We start from the raw sequence: 23,480 nt of genomic DNA on the forward strand, positions 1-23,480 counted from the left end.
GCTTTAGGGAGATAGAGACCATGGCCGATTTCGGGGGAACCGAGCTCGACGCCTTCCGCGCCGAGACCCGCGCGTGGCTTGAGGCCAACTATCCCAAGTCTCTGAACGCGCCGATGGGCGAAGACGAGGCCCCGTGGGGCGGCCGCAAGATGGTCTGGAAGAACCCGGACGCCAAGCTGTGGCTGGAGCGCATGGCCGAGCGCGGCTGGACCGCGCCGATGTGGCCCCGCGAATACGGCGGCGGCGGCCTCTCCAAGGCTCAGAACAAGGTGCTGGAGCAGGAACTTCGCCGCCTGAAGGCCCGCCCGGCCCTGATGAGCTTCGGCGTCTGGATGCTGGGCCCGGTGCTGCTGGAATACGCCACCGAGGAACAGAAGCAGCGCTTCCTGCCCCAGATCGTGCGCGGCGAGATCCGCTGGTGCCAGGGCTATAGCGAACCCGGCGCGGGCTCCGACCTCGCCTCCCTCCAAACGAAGTGCGAAGACAAGGGCGACCACTGGCTGATCAACGGCCAGAAGGTCTGGACCAGCTATGCCGACCAGGCCGACTGGATCTTCTGCCTGGTGCGCACCGACACGACCAAGAAGCACGAGGGCATCTCGTTCGTGCTGTTCGACATGACCTCGCCCGGCGTCGAGGCCCGCCCGATCAAGCTGATCAGCGGCTCCTCGCCGTTCTGCGAGACCTTCTTCGACAATGTGCAGGTGCCCAAGGAGCAACTGGTCGGCAAGGTCAATGGCGGTTGGGACATCGCCAAGCGCCTGCTGCAGTACGAGCGCCAGAACATCAGCGCCTCGGGCTTCGGCGGCGGTGGCGGCCTGTCGGTCGTCGAGGCGGCCAAGACCGAGATCGGCGTCGATAGCGAGGGCCGCATCGCCGACGGCGACTTCCGCGCCCGTCTGGCGGCCCACTCGATGGACGCCCACGCCTTCATGCTGACCGTGCGCCGCGCGGAAGCCGAGTCCAAGCAGGGCTCCGGCCCCAGCGCCGCCGTCTCGATCATCAAATACGCCGCCGCCAAGATGAACCAGGAGCGCACCGAGCTCCTGGTCGAGGCGCTGGGCCTGCAGGGCCTGGGCTGGGAAGGCGAAGGCTTCGCCGCCGAAGAGCTGGCCGCTCCGCGCGCCATGCTGCGCGCCAAGGGCAATTCGATCGAGGGCGGCACCAGCGAAGTGAACCTCAACGTCGTCGCCAAGCGCGTCCTGGGCCTCCTGGATCACCAATAGTCCGATGATCGAGTTCTGGTACGAGTTCGCTTCGACCTACTCCTATCCAGCGGCCATGCGCATCGAAGCGCTGGCCGCCGATCGGGGCGTGGCCGTGGCCTGGCGACCGTTCATCGTCGGCCCGCTGTTCCATGAGCAGCAGGGCCTGACCGACAGTCCGTTCAATGTCGTGCCCACCAAGGGCAAGTACATGTGGCGCGACCTGGAGCGGGTCTGCGATCAGCAAGGGCTGCCGTTGCGCCATCCCAGCCAGTTCCCGCGCAACAGCCTGCTGGCCGCGCGCGTGGCGATCGCAGGGCTGGAGGACGGCTGGACACCGGCTTTCAGCCGCGCGGTCTACCAGGCCAATTTCGTCGACGATCTGGACATTGGCAGCCCTGACGTTCTGGGCCCGCTGATCGCCGAGGTCGGGGCCGGTCCGGATCATGTCCTGACCGCCGCCCAGTCCGATCCGATCAAGGCCAAGCTCAAAGAGCACGTGGCCATGGCCAAGGCGCGCGGCCTCTTCGGCGCGCCCAGCTTTCTCACCGCCGACGGCGAGCTCTTCTGGGGCAACGACCGTCTGGAACAGGCCCTCGACTGGGCCGTCCGTCATCAATCCAGGGAGCACGCCTGATGGCCGTCCTGACCGAAGAACAGACCATGCTGCGCGACGCCGCCAAGGGCTGGGCCAGCGAAAGCGCGCCCGTCGGCGCCCTGCGCAAGCTGCGCGACAGCAAATCGAAACAGAGCTTCGATCCGTCCGCCTGGAAGGAAATGGGCGAGATGGGCTGGGCCGGGGTGATCGTCCCGGAAGACTATGACGGCTCGGCCTTCGGCTATCTGGGCCTGGGGCTGATCCTGGAGGAGACCGGCCGCACCCTGGCCGCCTCCCCCCTGCTCTCCACCGCCATGATCGCCGCCTCGGCCCTGCAGCTGGCGGGCTCGGACGACCAGAAGTCGGCCTGGCTGCCCAAGATCGCGGTCGGCGAGGCCGTGGCCACCCTGGCCATCGACGAAGGCTCACACCACGCGCCCGCCCGCACGGCCCTGACCGCGACCAAGGGCGGCGCGGGCTATGTCCTGAACGGGACCAAGACCCTGGTGCTGGACGGCGAGGCCGCCGACCTGCTGGTGGTCGTCGCCCGCACCGGCGGCAAGCCCGGCGACACCGAGGGCCTGACCGTCTTCCTGGTCCCCTGCGACGCGGCCGGCGTGACCCGCACGCATCTGTCGCTGATCGACTCCCGCGGCGCGGCCCAGATTGCCTTCGACGGCGTCGAGGTCGGCGCCGACGCCGTGCTGGGCCAGGTCGACAAGGGCTGGGCCGTGCTGGAGCCGGTTCTGGACCGGGCCTATGCGGGCCTGGCGGCCGAGATGCTGGGCAGCGCTTCGGCCGCCTTCGACATCACCCTGGAGTACATCAAGACCCGCACCCAGTTCGGCCAGGTCATCGGCACCTTCCAGGCGCTGCAGCACCGCGCTGCCAAGTGGTTCACCGACATCGAGACCACGCGCTCGTGCGTCGAGGCCGCCCTGGAAGCCCTGGACGCCGGCGCCGACAGCCGCGCGCTGGCCTCCCTCGCCAAGGCCAAGGCCAGCGAGCTAGTCCACCTGGCCTCGAACGAGATGGTCCAGATGCACGGCGGCATCGGCATGACCGACGCCCATGACGCCGGCCTCTACATGAAGCGCGCGCGCGTCACCGAGGCCCTGTTCGGCGGCGCCAGCTTCCACCGCGATCGCTACGCCCGCCTGATGGGCTTCTAGACGCCTCCCGCCACCCCCAGTCCTGGGGATGGGCCGCCTCCGCCGAGCCCGGATACCGTCGTTCTCATGACGACGGGCCGGCGCTCCGCGGGGAGCGGGATGATCGCCGCTCCCGTCCTTGGGGAGCTTCATCATGTTCAAGACCACCGCCGCCCTCGCAATCTCTGCGGGCTTTCTCGCCGTTTCGGCCGCACACGCGCAGGTTCCCCTGCAGATGAGCTATCCGGCCGACGCGTCGCTGAGCTGCGACCAGATCATGGCCGAGATGGGCCGGATGGATCAGCTGATGGGCGTGTCCAACGGCGCGATCGCCAGCGCCGAAGGCGCGGCGCGCGGCGCCGAGACCGCCGCCAGCCTCGGTATCAACGCCGCCCTCTACAGCGGCGCCCTGGGTCGGGTTCCCGGCCTGGGCATGTTCGCCAACGCCGCCGCGGCCCAAGCCAAGGCCAGCGCCGCCGCCAAGGCCCAGCGCGAAGCCCAGACCATCCAGGTGGCCCAACAACGCCGGGCCATCATGGGCGGCCTGCACCAGGGCAAATGCGGTGCCGCATCCCTTGCGAACACCGGCATGGCCATGCCCGTCTCGGCGACCCTGACCACCACTTCGCCCTTGCCTGCCGCCGCCGGCGCCATGACCACGACCCAGGCCGTCACCCTGCGCGGTTCGGCCGCCCCAAACGGCGCGGTGGTCGGCGCGGTCAAGGCCGGCGGCGCGATCTACCCGACCGGACAGCGCAACGGCGTCTGGATCGAGGTCGACGACGAGAACGGCGCGCGCGGCTGGATGTCCTCGGCCTTCGCCAAATAGGGGATCAGTTGGAAAGGCCTCCTCCGTTCCCAGGATCAGGGCCTTTCCGGCTGAGGCGCGGAACCATCGCCCGCGCCCCGGTCTTCCCCGCGGTTCCCCGACTGCGGGGAAGACCATTTCGCGCAACGATCTGCGAACCTTCAAGCCGCCGCTCTGGCGGCTTCTTCTTGCGCCCTGCCAGATGAGCGAGGGAAGTTGGTGGCTTCTACTGATCACCTATGTCGGAAACCCGACAAAGAGGCGCCATATCAAATGATGGCCAAAAACTGACCTTCCCGGAGACTCGCTTGTTTTTGCTTGCCTCCTGACTGGATTGTGTCGGCTAAGCGACGGCGCCCAGCAACGCTCCCACCTATAGCTTGCAACCCTTGCCGTGAGACGGCGTTCGATTCGCTATGACTGGGCCGTTAGCGACCTTGAAGAACCGCCTTCTTTCCGCTTTGCCGACCGAGGATCGGGGCCTGCTCGCGCCCCATCTCACCCCTGTCGATCTCGAGAAGGGCCGCCTTCTCTATGATCCGGGCGACCTGGTCGATCAGGTCTATTTCCCTGACAACTGCGTGATCTCGATGATGACGCTGATGGAGAACGGCGCGGCCATCGAGTCGGCCATCATCGGTCGCGAGGGCGCCCTGGGTCTGATGGCCGCGGTCGCGCCACGGCAGTCGCTGTGCCGGGCCATCGTCCAGGCCCCGGGGCCGGCCCTGCGCATCGCCGCCGGTCCGCTGCACGAGGTGTGGACCCGCAGCCCCGCCCTGCGCGACCTGATCGACCGTCATGGCGAAGCCCTGTTTGGACATGCCATCCAGTCGGTGGCCTGCAACGCCCTGCACGCGGTCGAAGCCCGCTTCAGCCGCTGGCTGCTGTCATGCCACGACCGCATCGACAGCAACACGGTCAACCTGACCCAGGAATTCCTGGCGGACATGCTGGGGGTGCAGCGCACCACGGTGACCGCCGTCGCCGGCTCGATGCAGACCAAGGGCCTGATCCGCTATCGCCGAGGGGTGGTCGACATCCTGGACCGCGCCGGCCTCGAGGCCATGACCTGCGAATGCTACGGCGCGGTGCGTCGCGGCTACGAGCGGCTGCTGCCGGCGTCATTCGAGTAGTCCGTAGAAACTGTCATCCCGGCCAAGCGCGTAGCGCGCCGAGCCGGGACCGCCAGAAGCTCTGAGCTTGCTGCGGTCCCGGGTCTTCGCTTCGCTGCGCCCGGGATGACAGCTTAAGGCTTACCGCCGACGCGTCACGCCCGGCGCATGCGCCAGACGCAGCAGGTTCGCAGCGCCCGGGGCGCCGAACGGCGTGCCGGCCACGACCAGCAGGCGCTCGCCCGGGGCCACCAGGCCCAGTTCCAGCGCCTTGCTGGAGGCGTCGGTGGTCACGACTTCCAGGCTGTCGGGCTGGGCGCTGACGCGGGGCTCGACGCCCCAGCACAGGGCCATGCGGCGTACGGCGTTGATGTCCGGCGACAGGGCCAGGACCGGCTGCAACGGCCGCTCGCGGGCCAGACGGCGCGCCGTGGCGCCGGTGGTCGTGAAGGCCACCAGGCACTTGGTCGAGCCGGACTTGGCCGCGCCGGCGGCGGCGACCACCAGCACGTCGGCGTCGTCGTCGTCGTGCTTCTGCTCGGCCTGCATGACCTCGGGCCAGCGCGGGTCGCGTTCGACGCGCTCGATGATGCGGTTCATCATCGACACCGACTCTTCAGGATATTCGCCGGCCGCCGATTCCGCCGACAGCATCACCGCGTCCGCGCCTTCATAGACGGCGTTGGCGACGTCCGAGGCCTCGGCCCGGGTCGGGGTCGGCGAGGTGATCATCGACTCCAGCATCTGGGTGGCGACGATCACCGGGATGCCGCGCTCGCGCGCCGCCCGCAGAATGACCTTCTGGGCCACCGGCACTTCTTCGGGGGCCATTTCGACGCCCAGGTCGCCGCGAGCGACCATGACGCCGTCGCACAGGTCGAGGATCGGACCCAGCACCTTCAGGGCCTGGGGCTTTTCGATTTTGGCCAGCACGGCGGCGCGGCCTTCGACGATGCGGCGCAGTTCAGCCATATCTTCCGGGGCCTGCACGAACGACAGGGCGACCCAGTCGACGCCCAGGCGCAGGGCGAAGGCCAGGTCCTCGCGGTCCTTGGCGGTCAGCGGCGACATCGGGATGACGACGTCCGGCACGGCCACGCCCTTGCGTTCCGACAACTTGCCGCCGTTGACGACGGTGGTGTTGGCGTAGCCCGGACCGGCGTCGGTCACGGTCATGCGCAGCTTGCCGTCGTCCAGAAGCAAGGTCGCGCCGGGACGCATGGCGGTCAGGATTTCCGGATGCGGGAGGTGCACGCGAGTCTCGTCGCCCGGCGTAGCGTCGTCGTCGAAGCGGAACGCCTGGCCGGCTTTCAGCACCACCGGACCGTTGGCGAACTTGCCGACGCGCAGCTTGGGGCCTTGCAGGTCGGCCAGGATGCCCAGCGGACGATCGACAATCTTCTCGGCCTCGCGGATCGCCGCATAGACCGCCGCGTGCGTCTCGTGGGCGCCGTGGCTGAAGTTCAGGCGGAAGACGTCAGCCCCGGCCTTGGCCAGGGTGACGATCATGTCCAGCGAGCTGGAAGCCGGGCCCAGGGTGGCCACGATGCGGGAGCGACGGGCGCGGATCATACCGACGCTCCTTCTAGGTTCATTGTGTTGGACAGAAGGCGTCGCCCTCGTTGGAGGCGAGCCGGATCTCGGTGAAGGCCAGCGAAAAGCGGCCCGTGGTCGACAAAACGAACGGGGCGGAAACTTGCGTCATGTCCGCCCCCTTGGCCATGAAACAAGACAATCTGATCTTGGCCGTACGCCATTCGCCGATTTTCGCACCTTGAAACGTTGACGTGACGTCTACCTGCGCACCGCAGGATTCGCCACAGGCTATCCCTAAGGAAACCGGTTTCCTTGGGGAAGCATCTACCCTGTAACGAATCATCACAGCCATCTCACCGGTGGTCTGGCGCGACAGGTCGACGGGACGTCCCAACACGTTCAATGCCCCAGCCCCCTCCCCGCTCCACACCGCTTGGCGGGCGTTTTCCTGGGCGCCGGCGTCGATGGCGTTCAGCGCCACCGCGCCGGCGACGTTCATCGTCCAGGGCTCGGGCGTGCGGCCGGCGACGAAGTAGCGGTCGACATTGACCACCGCCGAGACCGTGCCTGGATCCTCGGACAGCGCGCCCACCTTGCCGGGCTTGGCGTAGGTCAGGCCATAGCCATAGGCGAACTGCGGATCGTAGCCTTTGTCGCCGACATTCTCCTCGCGATCGGCCCGCTTAGGCCACGAGAACGACAGCTTGCCGGTGAAGTCGTTCCTCGGCTTGCCGGTGGCGTCACCGACCAGCACGTCGGCAACGCCGCCGCCTTCCGAGCCCGGCAGCCAGGCCGCGACGAAGGCGTCCGAAGCGTTGATCTCGGGATTGGTCCACAGCGGCCGGCCGCTCAGGAACACCGAGACGACGGGGATGCCCTGCGCCTTCAGTTTCTTCAGAAGGGCCAGGTCGGCCTTGTCGCCCGGTTGGTACTCGGTCGTGGCGATGTCGCCCTGGAACTCGGCATAGGGGTTCTCGCCGAACACCACGATGGCGACGTCGGGCCTGTTGTCGAACTTGCCGTCGACAGCCAGTTCGGCGCTCCCGCCGCCGGCCTTCACCGCTTCGGCGATGCCCGCGTAGATCGACTGGCCGTGCGGGAAGTCGCTGTTCTTGTTGCCGGTGCCCTGCCAGGTCAGGGTCCAGCCGCCGGCCGCCTTGCCGATGTCGTCGGCCCCGTCGCCGGCCACCAGCACCTTGGCCGAGCTCTTCAGCGGCAGCACGCCCTCGTTCTTCAGCAGCACCAGCGACTTGCGGACCGCCTCGCGGGCCACGGCGCGGTGAGCAGGCGCGCCCAAGAGGTCCAGCTTGCCCTCCAGCGGGCGATTGTTCTCGAAGATGCCGGCCTTGACCTTGACCCGCAGGATGCGGCGCACCGCGTCGTCGATGCGCGCCATGGGGATCTGGCCGGCCTTCACCTGGGCCAAGGTGTTGTCGTAGAGGCCCTTCCAGCTGTCGGGGGCCATCATCATGTCCATGCCGGCGATATAGGCCTGGGCGCAGCTGGTATTGCTGCAGCCCGCCACCTGGCCGTGGGCGTTCCAGTCGCCGACCACGAAGCCCTCAAAGCCCATTCGCCCCTTGAGGACATCGGTCAGCAGGCTCTGATTGCCAGTGTGCTTGACGCCGTTCCAGCCCGAGAACGAGACCATCACCGACAGGATGCCCGCGTCGATGGCCGGCGGATAGCCGGCGTTGTGCAGGCGGATCAGCTCAGCTTCGGTGGTCTTGGCGTCGCCCTGGTCCTTGCCGCCTTCCGTGCCGCCGTCGGCCACGAAGTGCTTGGCCGAGCCGGCCACGCGGTCCTTGGCCAGCGACTTGCCGGCGACCAGCTTGCCCTGCAGGCCCAGGGTCATCGGACCGGCGTAGGAAGCCACCACTTCGGGATCCTCGGCATAGCCCTCATAGGCCCGGCCCCAGCGATCGTCGCGCGGCACCGCCACCGTCGGCCCAAAGGTCCAGTCGGCGCCCGAGGCGGCCATCTCGACCGCCGTGACCTCGGCGATACGGCGGATCAGGTCCGGGTCGCGCGCCGCGCCCAGGCCGATATTGTGCGGAAAGAGCGTCGCGCCCACGACGTTGTTGTGGCCGTGCACGGCGTCGACGCCGAACAGGATCGGGATCTCCTGGTGGCCGCCGCGCGGCGCCACGGCTGCGGCGCGAAAGTCGCGAATCCATTCCACCCAGCGTTGGCCCGAGGCGCGGTCGTTGCCGTCCGGCGCGCTGTTGCCGCCGACCAGCACCGAGCCCAGGCGGTAATGCTTCAGCTCCTCCGGCGTGATCGAAGCGCCGTCGGCCTGGATCGTCTGGGCGACCTTCTCCTCCACTGTCATCTGGCTCATCAGCTTGGTGATGAAAGCCTCAGTCTTGGCGTCGGTGATCGTCGCGGGGCTGTGCGCCTTGGGCCAAAGCGCGGGATGCGCCACGGCCGACGGCGCGGTCTGGGCAAACGCCGCGGCGCTCAGCCCGCAGGCGACCGACAGGGCCAGGAGAGAGACGCGAACGGATCGGCGCGAAAGCATGGTCGGTCCTTCAGGCGGTTCAAAGACTTGGAGAAAGGCGCTCGACGCGACGCAGGAAGCCGCGTCGAGCGAAGAGGAGCAGGCCCTAGGACCGCTTGGAGGGGTTTGATCGCGCACCCAGGGTGCGACGGACCCGGAAGGCGTCGGACGGGATCATGTTGCTTCCTCCCGACGCCGCCTTCGTGGGCGACCGTCTTGATCGTTGACAGTGTCTCGCAGCATAGACAGCGCTGTCAAGATGGATATGGATGGCGATGAAACCGCCTTCAGTCTCGCATCAGGCCGTGCCGGTGGACTCCCTGACGACCAGTTCGAAATCCAGCACCTGCGAGGGCGGCGGCGCACCCTCCTCCTGGTCGACGCCATGCATCAGCATGTCGGCGGCCGCGCCAGCCATGGCGTGGATCGGCTGACGGACCGTGGTCAGCTGCGGCCAGGTGATCTTGGCGCCGGGCGTGTCGTCGAAGCCGGCGATCGACAGCTGACCCGGCACGTCCAGGCGCAGGCGATTGGCCACGGCCATCACGCCCAAGGCCATGTCGTCGTTCGAGGCGAAGATCGCAGTGGGTCGGTCGGCGCCGCCCAGCAGCTTCTCGGCCGCCTCGAAGCCGGAGCGGAACGAGAACCAGCCCTGCTCCACCCGGTCGTCGCGCACCGGCAGATCGGCGTCGCGCATGGCGTCGAAATAGCCCTGCCGACGCTGCATGGCCGCGCCGTGATCCGGGTGGCCGATGATGAAGGCGATATCTTTGTGGCCCAGGCCGATCAGATGGCGGGTCATCTCGTAGGCGGCCAGGCGGTCGTCCATGCTGACCCACGGCGCACGGTCCAGGTCGCCGCCCGGAGCGATGCGAACGTACGGCACCCCTTCCCGCTCCAGCGCCGCCAGCACCGCCGGATGGTCGCTGAGCGGCGGGGTCAGGATCACCCCGTCCATCCGCAGCGTGGCCAGCATCGGCGCGACCTGCTCCTCGATGTCGGCGGTGGAGTCCACCGGCTCGACGATCAGGTGGAAGCCCTCCTGCCGACAGCGGGCGATGGCGCCCAGCTGCACGTCGGTGACGTAGCCGGGGCTGGGGTTGTCGAAGAAGACGCCGATCAGATAGGCCTTCGAGCCCGCCAGGCTGCGGGCCGAGATGTTGGGCCGATACTTCAGCGCCGCCACGGCCGCCTGCACCCGATCGCGGGTGTCGGCCTTGACGTTGGGCTCACGGTTCAGCACCCGCGAAACGGTCTTGATCGAGACGCCGCTTTCGCGGGCCACGTCGTGGATCGTGATCTTGGCGCTCAATTCCGTCCCCTGCCGCCGATTCTATGGCGTTTGGTCGACATTTAGCCATGACAGCCTTGTCATGGCGAGCCCAAACGACAGTTTAGGCGACCGCGGCCTGGCCTTCCGGCGTCAGGGCGACCGCCGCGCCGATCAGGGCGGTGTGCGGGTGCAAGATCACGTGGGTCGGGATGTCCTGAGTGTAGCCCGAAAGGCGGCCCTTTTCCTCGAACCGCTGACGGAACGGGCTCTTCTCCAGGATGTCGATGATCCGCGGCGCGATGCCGCCAGCGATGAACACCCCGCCGCGCGCGCCCAGGGTCAGGGCGATGTCGCCGGCCGTCGAGCCCAGCACCGCGCAGAAGCGGTTCACCGTCGCCAGGCTGTCGGCGCAGCCCTCAATCGCGCGCTGGGTGATCTGCTTGGCTTCCAGGGCCTCGACCTTGCGGCCTTCTGCAGCGCCCAGGGTCACGTGCAGGTCTTCCATGCCCGGCCCCGACAGGATGCGCTCGACCGAGACGCGGCCGCCGTTCAGCTGTCTGGTCAGCAGACGCAGCACCTCGATCTCGACCTCGTCCAGCGGGGCAAAGGCGACGTGGCCGCCCTCGGTGGCCAGCGGAATCTCCACGCCGTGGTGACGCACCAGACCCGCGACGCCGAAACCGGTGCCCGGACCCAGGATCGCCAGGTCGCCCTCGGCCGAGGTCGGCAGCGAACCGATCTGGCGCAGGTCCTTCAGCGCCAGGCGCGGCGCAGCCAGGGCCTGGGCGGTGAAGTCGTTGATCAGCTTGGCGGCCCGGAAGCCGTTGGCCTTTCGCAGGCCGTCCTCGGAGATCGTCCAGTCCAGGTTGGTCATGTGGACCTGACCGTCCTCGATCGGACCGGCGACGGCGACCACGGCCTGATCGGGATGCTTGACCCCGACCTTCGCCAGATAGTCCTCGATGGCGTCCTCGGCCTTGCCGTAGTCCTCGCCCTTGTAGGCCGTCGGCTCGATCAGACGCACGTCCGGGCCGTCGAACTCCACCAGGGCGAAGCGGGCGTTGGTGCCGCCGATGTCGCCGACGAGACCCAGGCCGGGCCGTTGATTGCCGTCCATGACGCGCGCTTCCTCAAGCAAAGACGGACGCGCCGGCGTCGGCCGCGCCGACTCCTTGCCGCATCCATCCGAACAGTTCCCGCCCAAAGCCCGGCTTGGACGCCGGAACGTTCGCTGGGGTACGAGCCAGCAGAGCCGCCTCGTCCACCAGGATTTGAAGATCGCCGGTCTCGGCGTTGACGCGGATCACGTCGCCGTCCTGGACATAGGCCAAAGGTCCCCCTTTTGCCGCCTCGGGCGTCACGTGGATGGCGGCCGGAGTTTTCCCGGAAGCGCCCGACATGCGGCCGTCAGTGACCAGGGCGACCTTGTAGCCGCGGTCCAGCAGCACCGAAATCGACGGCGACAGGTTGTGCAGCTCGGGCATGCCGTTGGCCGACGGGCCCTGGAAGCGAACGACGACCACGACGTCGCGATCCAGCTCGCCACGCTTGAAGGCGGCGATGAAGTCTTCCTGCTCCTGGAACACGGCGGCCGGCGCTTCGATCACATGGTGCTCGGGCTTCACCGCCGAGATCTTCATCACGCCGCGGCCCAGATTGCCGGCCAGCAGACGCAGACCGCCCTCCTTGCTGAACGGCTCGGAGATCGGACGAACGATGGCGGTGTCCAGGCTTTCCTGGGCGCCGTCGCGCCAAGTCAGGACGCCGTCCTCAAGGTGCGGTTCCTGAGCGTATAGCGACAAGCCCGGGCCGGCGATGGTCTGGATGTCGTCATGGACGAGACCAGCCTTCAGCAGCTCACGGATGATGAAAGCCATGCCGCCGGCGGCCTGGAAATGGTTCACGTCGGCCGAGCCGTTCGGATAGACGCGGGCCAGCAACGGCGTGGCCTTGGAGATGTCGTCCAGGTCTTCCAGCGTCAGGATGATGCCGGCCGAGTGGGCCATGGCGATCAGGTGCAGGGCCAGGTTGGTCGAGCCGCCGGTAGCCATCAGTCCGACCACGCCGTTGACGAACGACTTCTCGTCGATCATCCGGCCGACGGGCAGGAATTCGTTGCCCTTGTTGGTCACGGCGGCTGCGCGGCGAGCGGCTTCCTTGACCAGGGCCTCGCGCAGCGGCGTGTTGGGATGCACGAAGGCCGAGCCAGGCAGATGGAAGCCCATCAGCTCCATCAGCATCTGGTTGGTGTTGGCCGTGCCGTAGAAGGTGCAGGTGCCCGGGCCGTGATAGCTGGCCTGCTCGGCTTCCAGCAGCTCGGCGCGGCCGACCTTGCCCTCGGCGTAGAGGGCGCGGATGCGGGCCTTTTCCGAATTGGGCAGGCCCGAGGTCATCGGGCCGGCGGGCACGAACAGGGCCGGCAGGTGGCTGAAGGTCAGGGCGCCCATCACCAAGCCCGGCACGATCTTGTCGCAGACGCCCAGATACAGGGCCGAATCGAAGGCGTCGTGGCTCAAGGCGACGGCCGTGGCCATGGCGATGACGTCGCGCGAGAACAGCGACAGCTCCATGCCCGGGCGGCCTTGCGTCACGCCATCGCACATGGCCGGCACGCCGCCGGCGAATTGGGCGGTGGCTCCGACCTCACGCGCGGCGCCCTTGATCAGCGCAGGATACTCTTCCAGCGGCTGGTGAGCCGACAACATGTCGTTATAGGCCGAGACGATGCCGATATTGGGCGCGTTAGGATCGAGCGCGCGGACCTTGTCGACGCCCGGCGAGGCGGCGAAGGCGTGGGCCCAGTTGGCGCAGCTGAGCTTGGCGCGGCCCGGCTGGCTTTCGATCGCCAGATCCATATTGGCCAGGTAGGCCGCGCGGCTGCCTGTGCTGCGTTCGATGATGCGAGCGGTGACTTCGGCGATCACAGGATTCATGGCGACTACTCCGCCCACAGGATGCGGACCTTGGCGCGGTCCTGGTTCAGGATGGCGGCGACCGGCAGGCTGGGGTCGACCTCGCCGTCCAGCAGCGCCCGCTTGGCCTGGCCGGTGATCAGCAGCACGATCAGCGCCGACTGGGTCAACGCCTGGAAGGTCAGGCTGATCCGGGGAATGTCCGGGGCCGGGTCGCCCGGCGGCACGGCCAGCACCAGACGGTCGGAGGCGGGATCCAGGCCCCGCGCCAGCACCGGCGAGCCGGGGAACAGCGAGGCGAAGTGACCATCCGGCCCCACGCCCAGCAGCACCACGCCGAACGGGGCTGCGGCGGCGACGCCGGCCTGGGCCTTCAGCGCGGCTTCCTCGTGGCTGACGCCCTCGAAATACAGCGGCGAGAAGCCGGCCTTGGCGGCCTGGTCGGTCAGCAGGTGACGGCGCACCAGGCCTTCGTTGCTGCTGGGATCGGTCGGCGGCACCCAGCGCTCGTCGGTCAGGGTGACCATGACCTTGTCCCACGGCGCGGTCATGCCGGACATGCGGTCATAGACCGGGGCCGGGGTCGAACCACCGGTCGCGGCGAAACCGGCGAAGCCGTGCGTGGCCACGGCCTCGTTCAGGCCCTGGACGATGGTCGAGGCGGCGGCGTCATACAGCGCCTCGCGAGTCGGGAAGGCTTCGATTTGCGGTTTGGGCATACTCTTACGCTTTCCAGGCCCGGCCGCCGGGCGAGATCAGCCCTTGCGCCGATTGAGGACCCCAGGTGCCGGCGGCATAGGGCGCGGGCTCGATACCGGCTTCTTGCCAAGCCGCCGAGACGCCGTCGATGAACCGCCAGGCCTGCTCGACCTCGTCGCGGCGCACGAACAGGGTGCGGTCGCCGCGGAAGGCGTCCAGGAACAGCTTCTCATAGGCGATCCGGCGACGGCCGCCCGTCTGGCCGAACGACAGCGACAGCGGCAGCGATTGCAGGCGCATGCCCTCTTCCGACAGGCCCGGGCGCTTGTTCATGATCGTCAGCGAGATGTCTTCGTCCGGCTGCAGGTCGATGACCAGGCGGTTGGCGCACAGCTCGCCGTCGGTGGCCGCGCCGAAGATGTTGTGGGGCAGCGGCTTGAACTGCACGACGATCTGGGTGCGGCGGTCGGGCAGGTTCTTGCCGGTGCGCAGGAAGAACGGCACGCCGTCCCAGCGCCAGTTGTCGATCGCCACCTTCATGGCCACGAAGGTCTCGGTCTTGGTCGGCTTGCCGACTTCCTCGACATAGCCGGCGCGCGCGCCGCCCTCGACGACGCCGGCCACATACTGCCCGCGCACGGTGTCGTGGGCCACGCTGTCCTTGGTGAAGGGGCGCAAGCTGCGCAGAACCTTGACCTTCTCGTCGCGGACCGCGTCGGGGTCGAAGCCCGACGGCGCCTCCATGGCGACCAGACACAGCAGCTGCAGCATGTGATTCTGCACCATGTCCCGCAGCGCGCCGTACTCGTCGTAATAGGGCCAGCGGTCACCGACCTTCTCGGTCTCGGCGATGGTGATCTGCACATGGTCGATGGTGTTGCGATCCCACAGGGGCTCGAACAGCACGTTGGCGAAGCGCAGGGCGGTCAGGTTCTGGACCGTCTCCTTGCCCAGATAGTGGTCGATGCGGAAGACCTGGCTCTCGTCGACCACGGCGGCGACGGCGGCGTTGGTGACCTTAGAGCTCGCCAAGTCGCGGCCCAACGGCTTTTCCAGGATCAGGCGGGTCTCGGGACCGGTCAGGCCGGCGCTCTTCAACGCCTGGCAGGCCGGACCGTACAGGCTGGGCGACAGCGAGAAGAAGATGACCAGCGTGCCGTGGGCGCCGATGCGTTCGGCCAGCTTCTGGGCGTCGGCTTCGCTGGTGATGTCGGCGGGGACGTAGTCGAGGCGCTCGGCCAGGCGGTTCCAGACCGCTTCCTCGACGCTGGCGCGCTTGCCCAGCTGTTCGCGGACCAGGGCCTTGTAGCTGGCGGCGTCGTGATCGGCGCGCGCGACGCCGACGATGCGCAGGTCATGCGGCAGCAGGCGGTCGAGTTCGAGGAAATACAGCGAGGGCAGCAGCATGCGCAGGGCCAGGTCCCCTGCCCCGCCCAGCAGAACCATGACATCGCCACCAGTGGGCCCGCCGACTGCGTCGGTCTTGGTGTTGTTTTTCTTCGTCACGATCTTCCACCCTATGACAACGTTGTCATGACATGCCTGCGGCAGAATGGCAAGCGAGCGCCCAGCCCGCGTCCCGACAGGACGCCCCGGCGGCCTCTACCTAGGCCAAATGTCTGGCGCCCGCCATAAGACCATTGTTGTTTCGTGGGTATTTTCGGGAGTGTGGAAGGGTTCCGAGGCGAGGTATGCCTGGAAGGCCTGGGTTCGTGACGATGGCGTGAAAATCTTTGCCGCCAGCGCCCCCTCCGTCTCGCCGCGTATTCGCGGCGATCCACCTCCCCCGCTGCGCGAGGGAGGAGAAGCTGTTTCCTCCTCACCCGTGAAACGGGGGAGGTGGCGCGTTGCCGATAGGCGACGTGACGGAGGGGGCGCTTGTGGCCCCTACCCCCCTGCCCGCGCCGGCGAACCCGCTGGCTGGCCAGTGCGGAACTTGTCCTTCATCCGGCCGATCCAGCCGCTGAACGCCTCGTTGTCGGCTGTGACCCGGCCGAAGTCCGAGGCCGACACCGATTCGGCGCCCAGACCCTGGAGGGCCACGCGCAGGCCGTCCGGATTGCCGGCTGTCTCGACGAACTTGGTCCAACGGGTGCGCAGGCGCGCCAGGGCCGCGTCGTCGTCGGCCAGGCTGTAGGCGACGGCGGCGCGCAGCAATCGGGCCTCGTCGGCCGACGTCAGGCCCCCGGCTGACTTCCAGCGATCGCCCAGCATGCGCTCGTAGGACGCCCCAGCGATCGGCCAGGCGTGCTGCTTCCAGGCGATGTCGGCGCGAATTTCCTGGCCGTCCTTGGTGGTGTCGCGGTCGACCAGCTCCAGCGCCGCGTCGTAGCGGCCCAGGCCCATCAAGGCGCGGGCGGTCGCCAGGCGACGTTCGGCGTTCAGGGCCGGCGGCAGGACGGTCGTGCGGGTGTTGTTGATCGTGTCCAGCGCGTCCTGGGGCTTCCTGTTCATCAGGTAGATCCAGGCCAGGTCGGTGGCGACCTGGGCCTTGGGCACGCCGTTCAGACGGTTGTCGACCTGGTACTTCAGCAGCTTGGCGGCGTCGTCCAGCAGGTCGACATCGACCAGGCGGCGCACCAGGTTGCGCACCATCTGGTCGCCGTCGACGCCGATCGGGGTCAATTCCTGGAAGTCGTAGAACAGGCCCACGGCCTGAACCGGCTGCATGCCGTCGGCCAGGCCTTCCAGGAACAGCGCACGGAAGGTGGTCGAGATATCGTTCTGCAGCGCCACCGCCTCGGGACGGTCGGGCAGCTGGCGGCCAGCCGATCGCAGCACTTCCAGCGCCTCGCGATAGCGGCCCTGGTCGATATACAGCTTGCCCAGCGCCCGGATGACGTCCAGCTCGACGCCGTCGCCGCGCCAGCGATAGCGCAACTGGTTCAGCGTTTCGGCGGCCTGGGCTGCGTTGATCTGCTTCTTCTCGTACTGGATCTGCGTGGCGTTCAGCAGGGCCGGCGCGGCGACACGATCCATCGGCGCCTTGGCGATGGCCTGGAACATGCGCAGGGCGCGCATCTTCTCGCCCTTTGCAGCGAAGGCTTTGGCCTGGACCAGGCGGATATCCAGCTGGTCCTGGACCGGGATCTTGGGCAGCGCCAGGGCCTTGGCCGCCGCCTGCATGGCGCCGGTGACGTCGCCGACGCCCAGCGCGGCCTCGGCCTGGGCCCGCAGGAACCGCGCCTGCCAGATCGGCGGGAACAGCGCCAACGCCCGTCCCCCGGCCGAAAACTTGGTGCGCGCATCCAACCATTGACCGTTCTTGGTCGAGATCAGGCCGCGCCACAGGGCGCTGGACGGCTCGTCGGCCAGCACCGGCGAGGAGAAGTCGGCGTCGGCCTCGGCCAGGCGGCCGGCCATCACCCGGGCCATGCCGCGCAGGCCGCGGAACTCCGGATCGCCCATCAGGGTCTGGTGCTTGCGCGAGGCTGCGTTCAGCACGCCGATGGCCTCGAACGACATCTGCGAGCCGACCAGGAAGCGGGCCAGGGCCATGCGTGCGGCCCTGTCGGCCTCGTCGTCGCTGGCGGCCGAGACGGCGTTCTGCAATGCGTTGTAGCGGGCCAGGAAGCCGCCCGAGCCGACCTTCGGCCAAGTCTCCAGGTCGACCAGGGCCGGCATCGACAGCGGCTGAGGCGCGCCAGCGGCGGCCTCCTCCGGCGGGGCGCTGGCCGAGGCCGGCGACAGGGCCAGCCCCTTGGGGCGACCGATACGCACCTGGTCGCTGTCGGCCTGGGCCATCAGGTCCTGGGCGTAGGCCTCGGCAGCCAGGCCTTGCGCCGACTGCAGCAGGGCGAACTCGACATATTCCCGGCGCGAAGGCAGCCCCTTGGCCGGGGCCAGAGCCGGCGCGACGATGACCCGGTCGCCAACGGCGGGGTCGTCGACCCAGATCACGCGGGTGACGCCGGCGACACTGGCCGAGAGGGCCGCGGCCGGCGCCTTCTCGTCGCGGGTCACCTGGATGGCGTCGGGGCTCTGCTGGGGACCGGCGCCGAAGCTGATCCGCCAGGTCGGACCCGAGCCGACCGCGACATAGGGCTCGCCCGGCGGGGCGACGATGCGCAGAGCCGAATAGTCCGCGCCGCGGAAGGCCTGGATCTTGGTGTAGCGCGGCGTCGAGGTCGGCAGCTTGCCGATGTCGATGCGGGCCGGCGTGTCGAAGACGATCCACACAGCCTCGCCGCGGCGGAACACGGCGGCTCCGGCCGGCGCGGCCCAGTCGAACGTCAGGGTGACCTGGCCGTCGGCGCGCTCGAAGCCAGCGCGGACCACGCCGTCGCGCGGCATGGGATTGGGACGGCCGATCGGCGCGGGCACGGCCGACGGCGGGGCCTGGGCTGCGGCCATCGCCCCGGCCTTGGCGTAGATGTTGACGAAGTCGACGCCGTCGGCCGTGCCCAGCTTGGCGTCTGCGTCGTCGGTCAGGGTGATGACCAGTTCCAGCACGCCGTTCACGTGGCGTGCGCTAGCGTCCTTGACCCAGCGCGGCGGCGCGATCTTCAGGCGTGACAGGTCGGGATTGGCGTCACGGGTAAAGCGCAGGACCAGGGTCTGGCCGTCGCGATGCGGGGTCATCCGCGCCGCGCCGCTCCAGTGGAACTCGATGCGCGAGAACTGCGCCGCCTGCGCCACGCGCACGTCCAGAGACGCCCGCGCCGCTTGTGGCGGCGGGGCGGCGTAACCGGACGGCGCCAGCGTCCCCGCGATACAGGCGGCGGCGACGCTGGAGCGCAGGAGACGGCGAAGGGTCATGGGGTCCCTTAACCGGCCTTCTTGGGAGCGGCCTTCGGCGCGTTGCCGGCCAGGCCGGCGTCGGCCTGCTGGGCGGGCGCGGCGGCGGCCGGCGCCGCGTTCTCGGCGATGGCCGCCTTGCCCTTGTCGACGGCCGGGTTGACCAGGCGCGAAGCCAGGCGCTCGGTCAGGACCTTGGCGTCGCCCGGCGACATGTTGGCCAGGATCATCGCCAGGGTGCGTTCCTTCATCTTCGCGGCGATCGGCAGGCGCACGCTGTCGTCCAGCAGGGTCATGCGGGCGGCGGCGTCCTTGGGCTTCATGCCGGCATAGACGGTGACCAGGCGATCGACCTCGGCCTGCTTCTGGCTGTCGACCTGGCCCAGCAGCCCCTGGATGTCGCCCTTCAGGCCCGTCAGGGACTTCAGCTTGGCGTCCAGCTTGGCCTCGGCGGCGGCCAGCAGCTGCAGCTGGACGTCGATGTCCTGCTCGCGCTGGTCCAGCTGGCCGCGACGCGCGCCCAGGCTCTGCAGGACACGCAGTTCGGCGGGCGACAGGCCGGCTTCCTTGGCCAGGGCGTCAGCGCCCGGGGCGCAGGCGCGCGGCAGAGCTTGCGGCGCCTTGGCGGCTGCGTCGGTCGCCGCGCCTTCAGCCGAGGCGGCCTCGCCTTCGGGCTTGGCGACGCCTTCAGCGAAGGCCTTGGCCCCGCCCAGCAGGTCGGGCAGCGACTTGGCGCCGGCCATGGCGTTGATGGCCAGCACGCCAGCGGCGGCGACGCCGATCAGGGGCAGGATGCGCGGAACGTTCTTCATCGGCGGTCGGCTCTGGGGTTGTGTCCGGGGCGCGGGCTTTCGCCCGGTCCATCGAAGAGGTCATCATCGATCCGCGCCCGTGAACGCGGGGTTTCGCGGGAGGCGCTGGGCGCTCCCAAATTCGTTTGGCGAGCCGTCGGCGGGATGCGGTCTTCCCGCTCCAGCAGGCGCTCGAAATCTTCGGCCTTCAGGCGGCGCTCGGCCTGAGCGGAAGCCTGAGGCTCGGGCGCAGCCCGCAGCAACGGCTCGCGTTCGAAACGTTCAGGCGAGCGTTCGACCGGGCGCTCGAAGCGCTCAGGACGAGGCGCGGAGGCCGCACTCGGGGCCGGCAGCGGGCGGCTGACCCGCTCTTCCAGTTGCGCCGCCAGGGCCTGGGCGCGCTCGATGCGCACCGCCAGGGTCTCGGCGGCTTCGTCGGTGGCCGCGCGCAGGTCGGCCAGGCCCTGCTCGGCGCGCGCCGCGGCCTTGTCCAGATCGGTCACGGCCTTGGCGAAGCCGGCATGGCTGTCGCGCAGGGCCTTGAGGCGTCGCTCGAGACGCCAGCCAAAGGCCAGCGCCGCGATCAGCAGCACCGCAAGGAAACCGTTCATGGCGAAGGCGATGGCGCTCATTTCAGCTTCTGCACGGCCTTCTTGGCGGCGGGCGTCAGCGGCGCTTCGGCGCGGACGGCGATCGAGTGGTTGCGACGGCCCATGCGGCCGCGCGTCAGCGGGATGGCCCCGGCGCGCAGCTCGACCAGGCTGTCGGGCGTGGCGTTCAGCATCAGGGTGTCGCCGACTTCCATGTTCAGCACCCGCGACAGCGGCACCTGCTGTTCGTCGAGCACCGCGCGGACCTCCATCTGGGTGGTCCAGAGTTCGGTGGCCAAGTGGCCTTCCCAGATGTTGTCGCGACCGAACTTCTCACCCATGAACTGCTGCAGCAGCATCTTGCGGATGGGTTCCAGCGTGGCGTAGGGCAGCAGCAGCTCGATGCGGCCGCCGCGGTCTTCCATGTCGATGCGCAGCTTGACCAAGATCGCGGCGTTGGCCGGGCGAGCGATGGCGGCGAAGCGCGGGTTGGTCTCCAGGCGATCCAGCGAGAAGCCGACCGGATGCAGCGGCTCGAAGGCGCTCTTCAGGTCGTGCAGCACCACCTCGATCATCCGCTGCACCAGCACGCGTTCGATCGTGGTGTAGGGCCGCCCCTCGATGCGCATCGCGGCCGTGCCGCGACGGCCGCCCAGCAGCACGTCGACGATCGAGTAGATCAGGTTGGAGTCGACCGTCAGCAGACCGTAGTTGTCCAGCTCCTCGGCCCGGAACACCGCCAGGATGGCCGGCAGCGGGATCGAGTTCAGATAGTCGCCGAAACGGATCGAGCTGATGTTGTCGAGGCTGACTTCGACGTTGTCCGACGTGAAGTTCCGCAGGGAGGTCGTCATCAACCGCACCAGGCGGTCGAAGACGATTTCCAGCATCGGCAGGCGCTCGTAGCTGACCAGCGCCGAGTTGATGATCGCGCGGATGCCCGTGCGGTCCTCGGAGCCGTCGCCCGACAGGTCGAAGCCCAGCAGGCTGTCGATCTCGTCCTGGTTCAGGATGCGCTCCGAACCCGCCTCGCCGCCGCCGTCGTCCCAGCCGCCCATGCCGCCGGAGAAGTCGCCGAACTCGTTGCCGCCTTCGGTCACTTCACCGAAAGCGCCCGGGGGATTTTGCGAGGCCCACTGGGCCATCGCCGCCTGATCGTCGATGTCTTCCGCCATGTTCGTTATGCCCAGCCAGCCCGAAGGCTAGTTGATCAGCATCTCCTCGATGAGGACCGCGTTCACCTTGGCCGGCGCGGCGACCAGGTTCACCCGGCGCAGCAGCTCGACACGCAGTTGGTAGGTGCCCTGCGAACCGTTGAGGTCTTCGGGGCGCAGCTCACGCAGGAAGGTCTGGAACATGTCCTGCAGCCTTGGCAGATTCGGGGTCAGCGAGTCCGCGACCTCCTCGTCCGGCAGCTCGAAGGTCAGCTTCAGCTTCAGGAAGGTCGACTTGCCGTCGGCAGTCTGCATGTTCACGACGATGTCGGGCAGCGTGTAGAACACCACGCCGTCGGGGCCTTCCTTGATGGTCGGCGCAGCGCCGGCGGCAGCGCCGTCCTTGGGGGCTTCGCCTTCCTTCTTCTCTTCCTTTTTCTTTTCCTTCTTCGCAGGCTTTTCGCCGTGCTCGCCGGCTTCGGCGGCAGGCTTGGGCTTCATCAGGAAGAAGGCGGCCGCGCCGCCACCGCCCAGCACCAGGACGCCAGCGGCGATCGCGATGATCAGGATCGGAGGCTTCTTCTTGGCGGGGACTCCGCCTTCGGCGCCCTCACCTTCCGGAGCTTCCTTGTCGGTGTTCTCAGCCACGCGCGGGTTCCTTGGAATCTATGCCCGTACACATGCGGGGAGCATGGTTAACGATGTGTTTTGGAGGCCATTCTGTCGCAGGCTGAATCTGCCCGGCAGACTCCGACCAACTGGCCCGAGTTAACCTTCCTATTTGTTGTTTTATATAACGTTTTGCAGTTGGCACGAAGGTTGCTTCTGGAGATGCGGCGCATTTGTCGCGCCAGTCGCCCCGAGTTAACTCGCCATGGACAACGCGCTCTACGTCGGCCTCTCGCGCCAACTGACCCTGCGTCGTCAGCTCGACATCGTGGCGAACAACATCGCCAACGCCAACACCACGGGCTTCAAGGTCGAGGATCTGATGGTCCGCACCGAACAAGGCCGGCCGGCGAAGACGCTGGACGGCGGCGCCCCGGTGAAGTTCGTGTTGGACGACCAGGTCGCCCGCAACTTCACGCAGGGCGCGATGGTCAAGACGGGCGGCGACTTCGACCTGGCGATCGAGGGCACGGGCTTCTTCCACGTCCAGACGGCCGCCGGCGACCGCTACACCCGCGACGGCCGCTTCACGACCAACCCGGAAGGCCAGCTGGTCACCGAGGAAGGCGCGACGGTCCTGGACGAAGGCGGCGGCCCGATCGTGATCGACCCGACGCTGGGCGGCGTGTCGATCGGCAAGGACGGCGTGGTCACGCAAGGCGCGGTCCGCGTCGGCCGCCTGGGCATCGTGCGCGCCGACGACCTGACCTCGATGGCCAAGGACGGCGACAACCTCTACCGCAACACCACCAACGCAGCCCTGCAGGCCGCCCCGGACGCCCGGGTGCACCAGGGCATGCTGGAATCTTCGAACGTCCAACCCGTGGTCGAGATCACCAAGCTGATCGAGATCCAGCGCGCCTACGAGGGCGTCGCCAAGATGATGGACAACACCGCTGAACTGCACCGGACCGCCGTCGAGCGGCTGGGCAAAGTCAATTAAGGAAGCCTAGCCGATGCAAGCTCTCCGCACCGCCGCTTCGGGCATGTCAGCGCAACAGCTGAACGTCGAAGTCATCTCGCACAACATCGCGAACATGAACACCATTGGCTTCAAGCGCCAACGGGCCGAGTTCCAGGACCTGCTGTACCAGCAGATCGAACGCGCAGGTTCGCAGTCGTCGAACGACGGCAACATCGTCCCCACCGGCGTTCAGGTCGGCGGCGGCGTCAAGGCCGGCTCGGTCTATCGCATCATCGAGCAGGGCACCCCCACCCTGACCGACAATCCGCTGGACATCGCCATCCAGGGCAAGGGCCTGCTGCCGATCCTGCTGCCCTCGGGCGAGACGGCCTATACCCGCGCCGGCAACTTCTCGACCAATGACCAGGGTCAGGTCGTGACCGAGGACGGCTATCTGGTCCAGCCGGGCATCACGATCCCGCAGAACACCACCGACATCACCATCAGCAAGACCGGCCTGGTGCAGGTCAAGCTGGACGGCCAGCCCGCCCCGCAGACCATCGGCCAGATCCAGCTCGCCAACTTCATGAACGAAGGCGGCCTGGAACAGATCGGCGACAACCTGCTGTTGGAAACCGCCGCCTCGGGCGCCGCCAACCTGGCCGCGCCGGGCGAGCCGGGCTTCGGCGTGCTGATGCAGCACTACACCGAAGCCTCGAACGTCGACGCGGTGACCGAAATCACCTCGCTGATCACGGCCCAGCGCGCCTACGAGATGAACTCGAAGGTGATCACCACGGCCGACCAGATGCTGCAAGCCACTTCGAACCTGCGGTCGTAA

The 23,480-nt window shown here is 68.3% G+C and carries 19 protein-coding genes; 7 read left to right on the top strand and 12 right to left on the bottom strand.

What is annotated here, in order from left to right; all coding sequences use genetic code 11:
* Window positions 1-20 precede the first annotated feature (20 nt).
* The 5 genes from E1H18_RS00590 (at window position 21) to E1H18_RS00610 (ending at window position 4,895) form a co-directional block, all read left to right on the top strand.
* Window positions 21-1,226, top strand: a complete 1,206-nt coding sequence (locus E1H18_RS00590) for an acyl-CoA dehydrogenase family protein (RefSeq protein ID WP_172262700.1) — start codon at window positions 21-23, stop codon at window positions 1,224-1,226.
* 4 nt (window positions 1,227-1,230) lie between these two features.
* On the top strand, window positions 1,231-1,842 hold the full coding sequence (locus tag E1H18_RS00595) for a 2-hydroxychromene-2-carboxylate isomerase (RefSeq protein WP_172262702.1): 612 nt from the start codon (window positions 1,231-1,233) through the stop codon (window positions 1,840-1,842).
* Window positions 1,842-2,975, top strand: coding sequence for an acyl-CoA dehydrogenase family protein (locus E1H18_RS00600; RefSeq protein ID WP_172262704.1), 1,134 nt, complete (start codon window positions 1,842-1,844; stop codon window positions 2,973-2,975). Before E1H18_RS00595 ends, E1H18_RS00600 begins: the two co-directional genes overlap by 1 nt.
* A gap of 133 nt (window positions 2,976-3,108) precedes the next feature.
* Window positions 3,109-3,783 carry an SH3 domain-containing protein gene (locus E1H18_RS00605; RefSeq protein ID WP_172262706.1) on the top strand — a complete coding sequence of 225 codons (675 nt, stop codon included), beginning with the start codon at window positions 3,109-3,111 and terminating at the stop codon, window positions 3,781-3,783.
* Window positions 3,784-4,178: 395 nt separating this feature from the next.
* Window positions 4,179-4,895: a Crp/Fnr family transcriptional regulator gene (locus E1H18_RS00610; RefSeq protein WP_172262708.1), complete on the top strand. Its 717-nt coding sequence runs from the start codon at window positions 4,179-4,181 to the stop codon at window positions 4,893-4,895.
* Between the two features lie 120 nt (window positions 4,896-5,015).
* Here E1H18_RS00610 and pyk read toward each other — a convergent pair whose 3' ends face one another.
* The 12 genes from pyk to fliL all read right to left on the bottom strand — a co-directional run bounded on the left by pyk (window position 5,016) and on the right by fliL (window position 21,714).
* Entirely contained in the window at window positions 5,016-6,446 is a 1,431-nt protein-coding gene (gene pyk / locus E1H18_RS00615; protein ID WP_172262710.1) for a pyruvate kinase, read from the bottom strand.
* A gap of 19 nt (window positions 6,447-6,465) precedes the next feature.
* The gene (locus tag E1H18_RS00620; protein WP_172262712.1) at window positions 6,466-8,931 is read right to left on the bottom strand and encodes an exo 1,3/1,4-beta-D-glucan glucohydrolase; all 2,466 of its coding nucleotides are present in this window, start codon (window positions 8,929-8,931) and stop codon (window positions 6,466-6,468) included.
* Window positions 8,932-9,208: 277 nt separating this feature from the next.
* Window positions 9,209-10,222, bottom strand: coding sequence for a LacI family DNA-binding transcriptional regulator (locus E1H18_RS00625; RefSeq protein ID WP_172262714.1), 1,014 nt, complete (start codon window positions 10,220-10,222; stop codon window positions 9,209-9,211).
* A gap of 82 nt (window positions 10,223-10,304) precedes the next feature.
* Window positions 10,305-11,300 (bottom strand): glucokinase, encoded by a 996-nt coding sequence (gene glk / locus E1H18_RS00630; RefSeq protein WP_172262716.1) that lies wholly within the window; start codon window positions 11,298-11,300, stop codon window positions 10,305-10,307.
* Window positions 11,301-11,313: 13 nt separating this feature from the next.
* Window positions 11,314-13,116, bottom strand: coding sequence for a phosphogluconate dehydratase (gene edd / locus E1H18_RS00635; RefSeq protein WP_172262718.1), 1,803 nt, complete (start codon window positions 13,114-13,116; stop codon window positions 11,314-11,316).
* 5 nt (window positions 13,117-13,121) lie between these two features.
* Window positions 13,122-13,814, bottom strand: coding sequence for a 6-phosphogluconolactonase (pgl, locus tag E1H18_RS00640; RefSeq protein WP_172262720.1), 693 nt, complete (start codon window positions 13,812-13,814; stop codon window positions 13,122-13,124).
* A gap of 4 nt (window positions 13,815-13,818) precedes the next feature.
* Window positions 13,819-15,240: a glucose-6-phosphate dehydrogenase gene (gene zwf / locus E1H18_RS00645; protein WP_172263842.1), complete on the bottom strand. Its 1,422-nt coding sequence runs from the start codon at window positions 15,238-15,240 to the stop codon at window positions 13,819-13,821.
* A gap of 441 nt (window positions 15,241-15,681) precedes the next feature.
* Window positions 15,682-18,552 (bottom strand): tetratricopeptide repeat protein, encoded by a 2,871-nt coding sequence (locus tag E1H18_RS00650; RefSeq protein WP_172262722.1) that lies wholly within the window; start codon window positions 18,550-18,552, stop codon window positions 15,682-15,684.
* Between the two features lie 8 nt (window positions 18,553-18,560).
* Window positions 18,561-19,343: a MotE family protein gene (locus E1H18_RS00655; RefSeq protein WP_172262724.1), complete on the bottom strand. Its 783-nt coding sequence runs from the start codon at window positions 19,341-19,343 to the stop codon at window positions 18,561-18,563.
* Window positions 19,340-19,954: a DUF6468 domain-containing protein gene (locus E1H18_RS00660; protein ID WP_172262726.1), complete on the bottom strand. Its 615-nt coding sequence runs from the start codon at window positions 19,952-19,954 to the stop codon at window positions 19,340-19,342. The genes E1H18_RS00655 and E1H18_RS00660 overlap by 4 nt, the downstream gene beginning before the upstream one ends.
* Window positions 19,951-21,087 carry a flagellar motor switch protein FliM gene (gene fliM / locus E1H18_RS00665; RefSeq protein WP_172262728.1) on the bottom strand — a complete coding sequence of 379 codons (1,137 nt, stop codon included), beginning with the start codon at window positions 21,085-21,087 and terminating at the stop codon, window positions 19,951-19,953. The genes E1H18_RS00660 and fliM overlap by 4 nt, the downstream gene beginning before the upstream one ends.
* Before the next feature lie 27 nt (window positions 21,088-21,114).
* Complete coding sequence (gene fliL, locus E1H18_RS00670; RefSeq protein WP_172262730.1) at window positions 21,115-21,714, bottom strand: flagellar basal body-associated protein FliL; 600 nt, start codon at window positions 21,712-21,714, stop codon at window positions 21,115-21,117.
* A 226-nt stretch (window positions 21,715-21,940) separates the two neighbouring features.
* Between fliL and flgF the strand changes: the two genes are divergently transcribed.
* Complete coding sequence (flgF, locus tag E1H18_RS00675; protein WP_172262732.1) at window positions 21,941-22,678, top strand: flagellar basal-body rod protein FlgF; 738 nt, start codon at window positions 21,941-21,943, stop codon at window positions 22,676-22,678.
* A 13-nt stretch (window positions 22,679-22,691) separates the two neighbouring features.
* On the top strand, window positions 22,692-23,480 hold the full coding sequence (flgG, locus tag E1H18_RS00680; protein ID WP_172262734.1) for a flagellar basal-body rod protein FlgG: 789 nt from the start codon (window positions 22,692-22,694) through the stop codon (window positions 23,478-23,480).

The organism is Caulobacter sp. RHG1 (assembly GCF_013181195.1).
Lineage (GTDB): Bacteria > Pseudomonadota > Alphaproteobacteria > Caulobacterales > Caulobacteraceae > Caulobacter.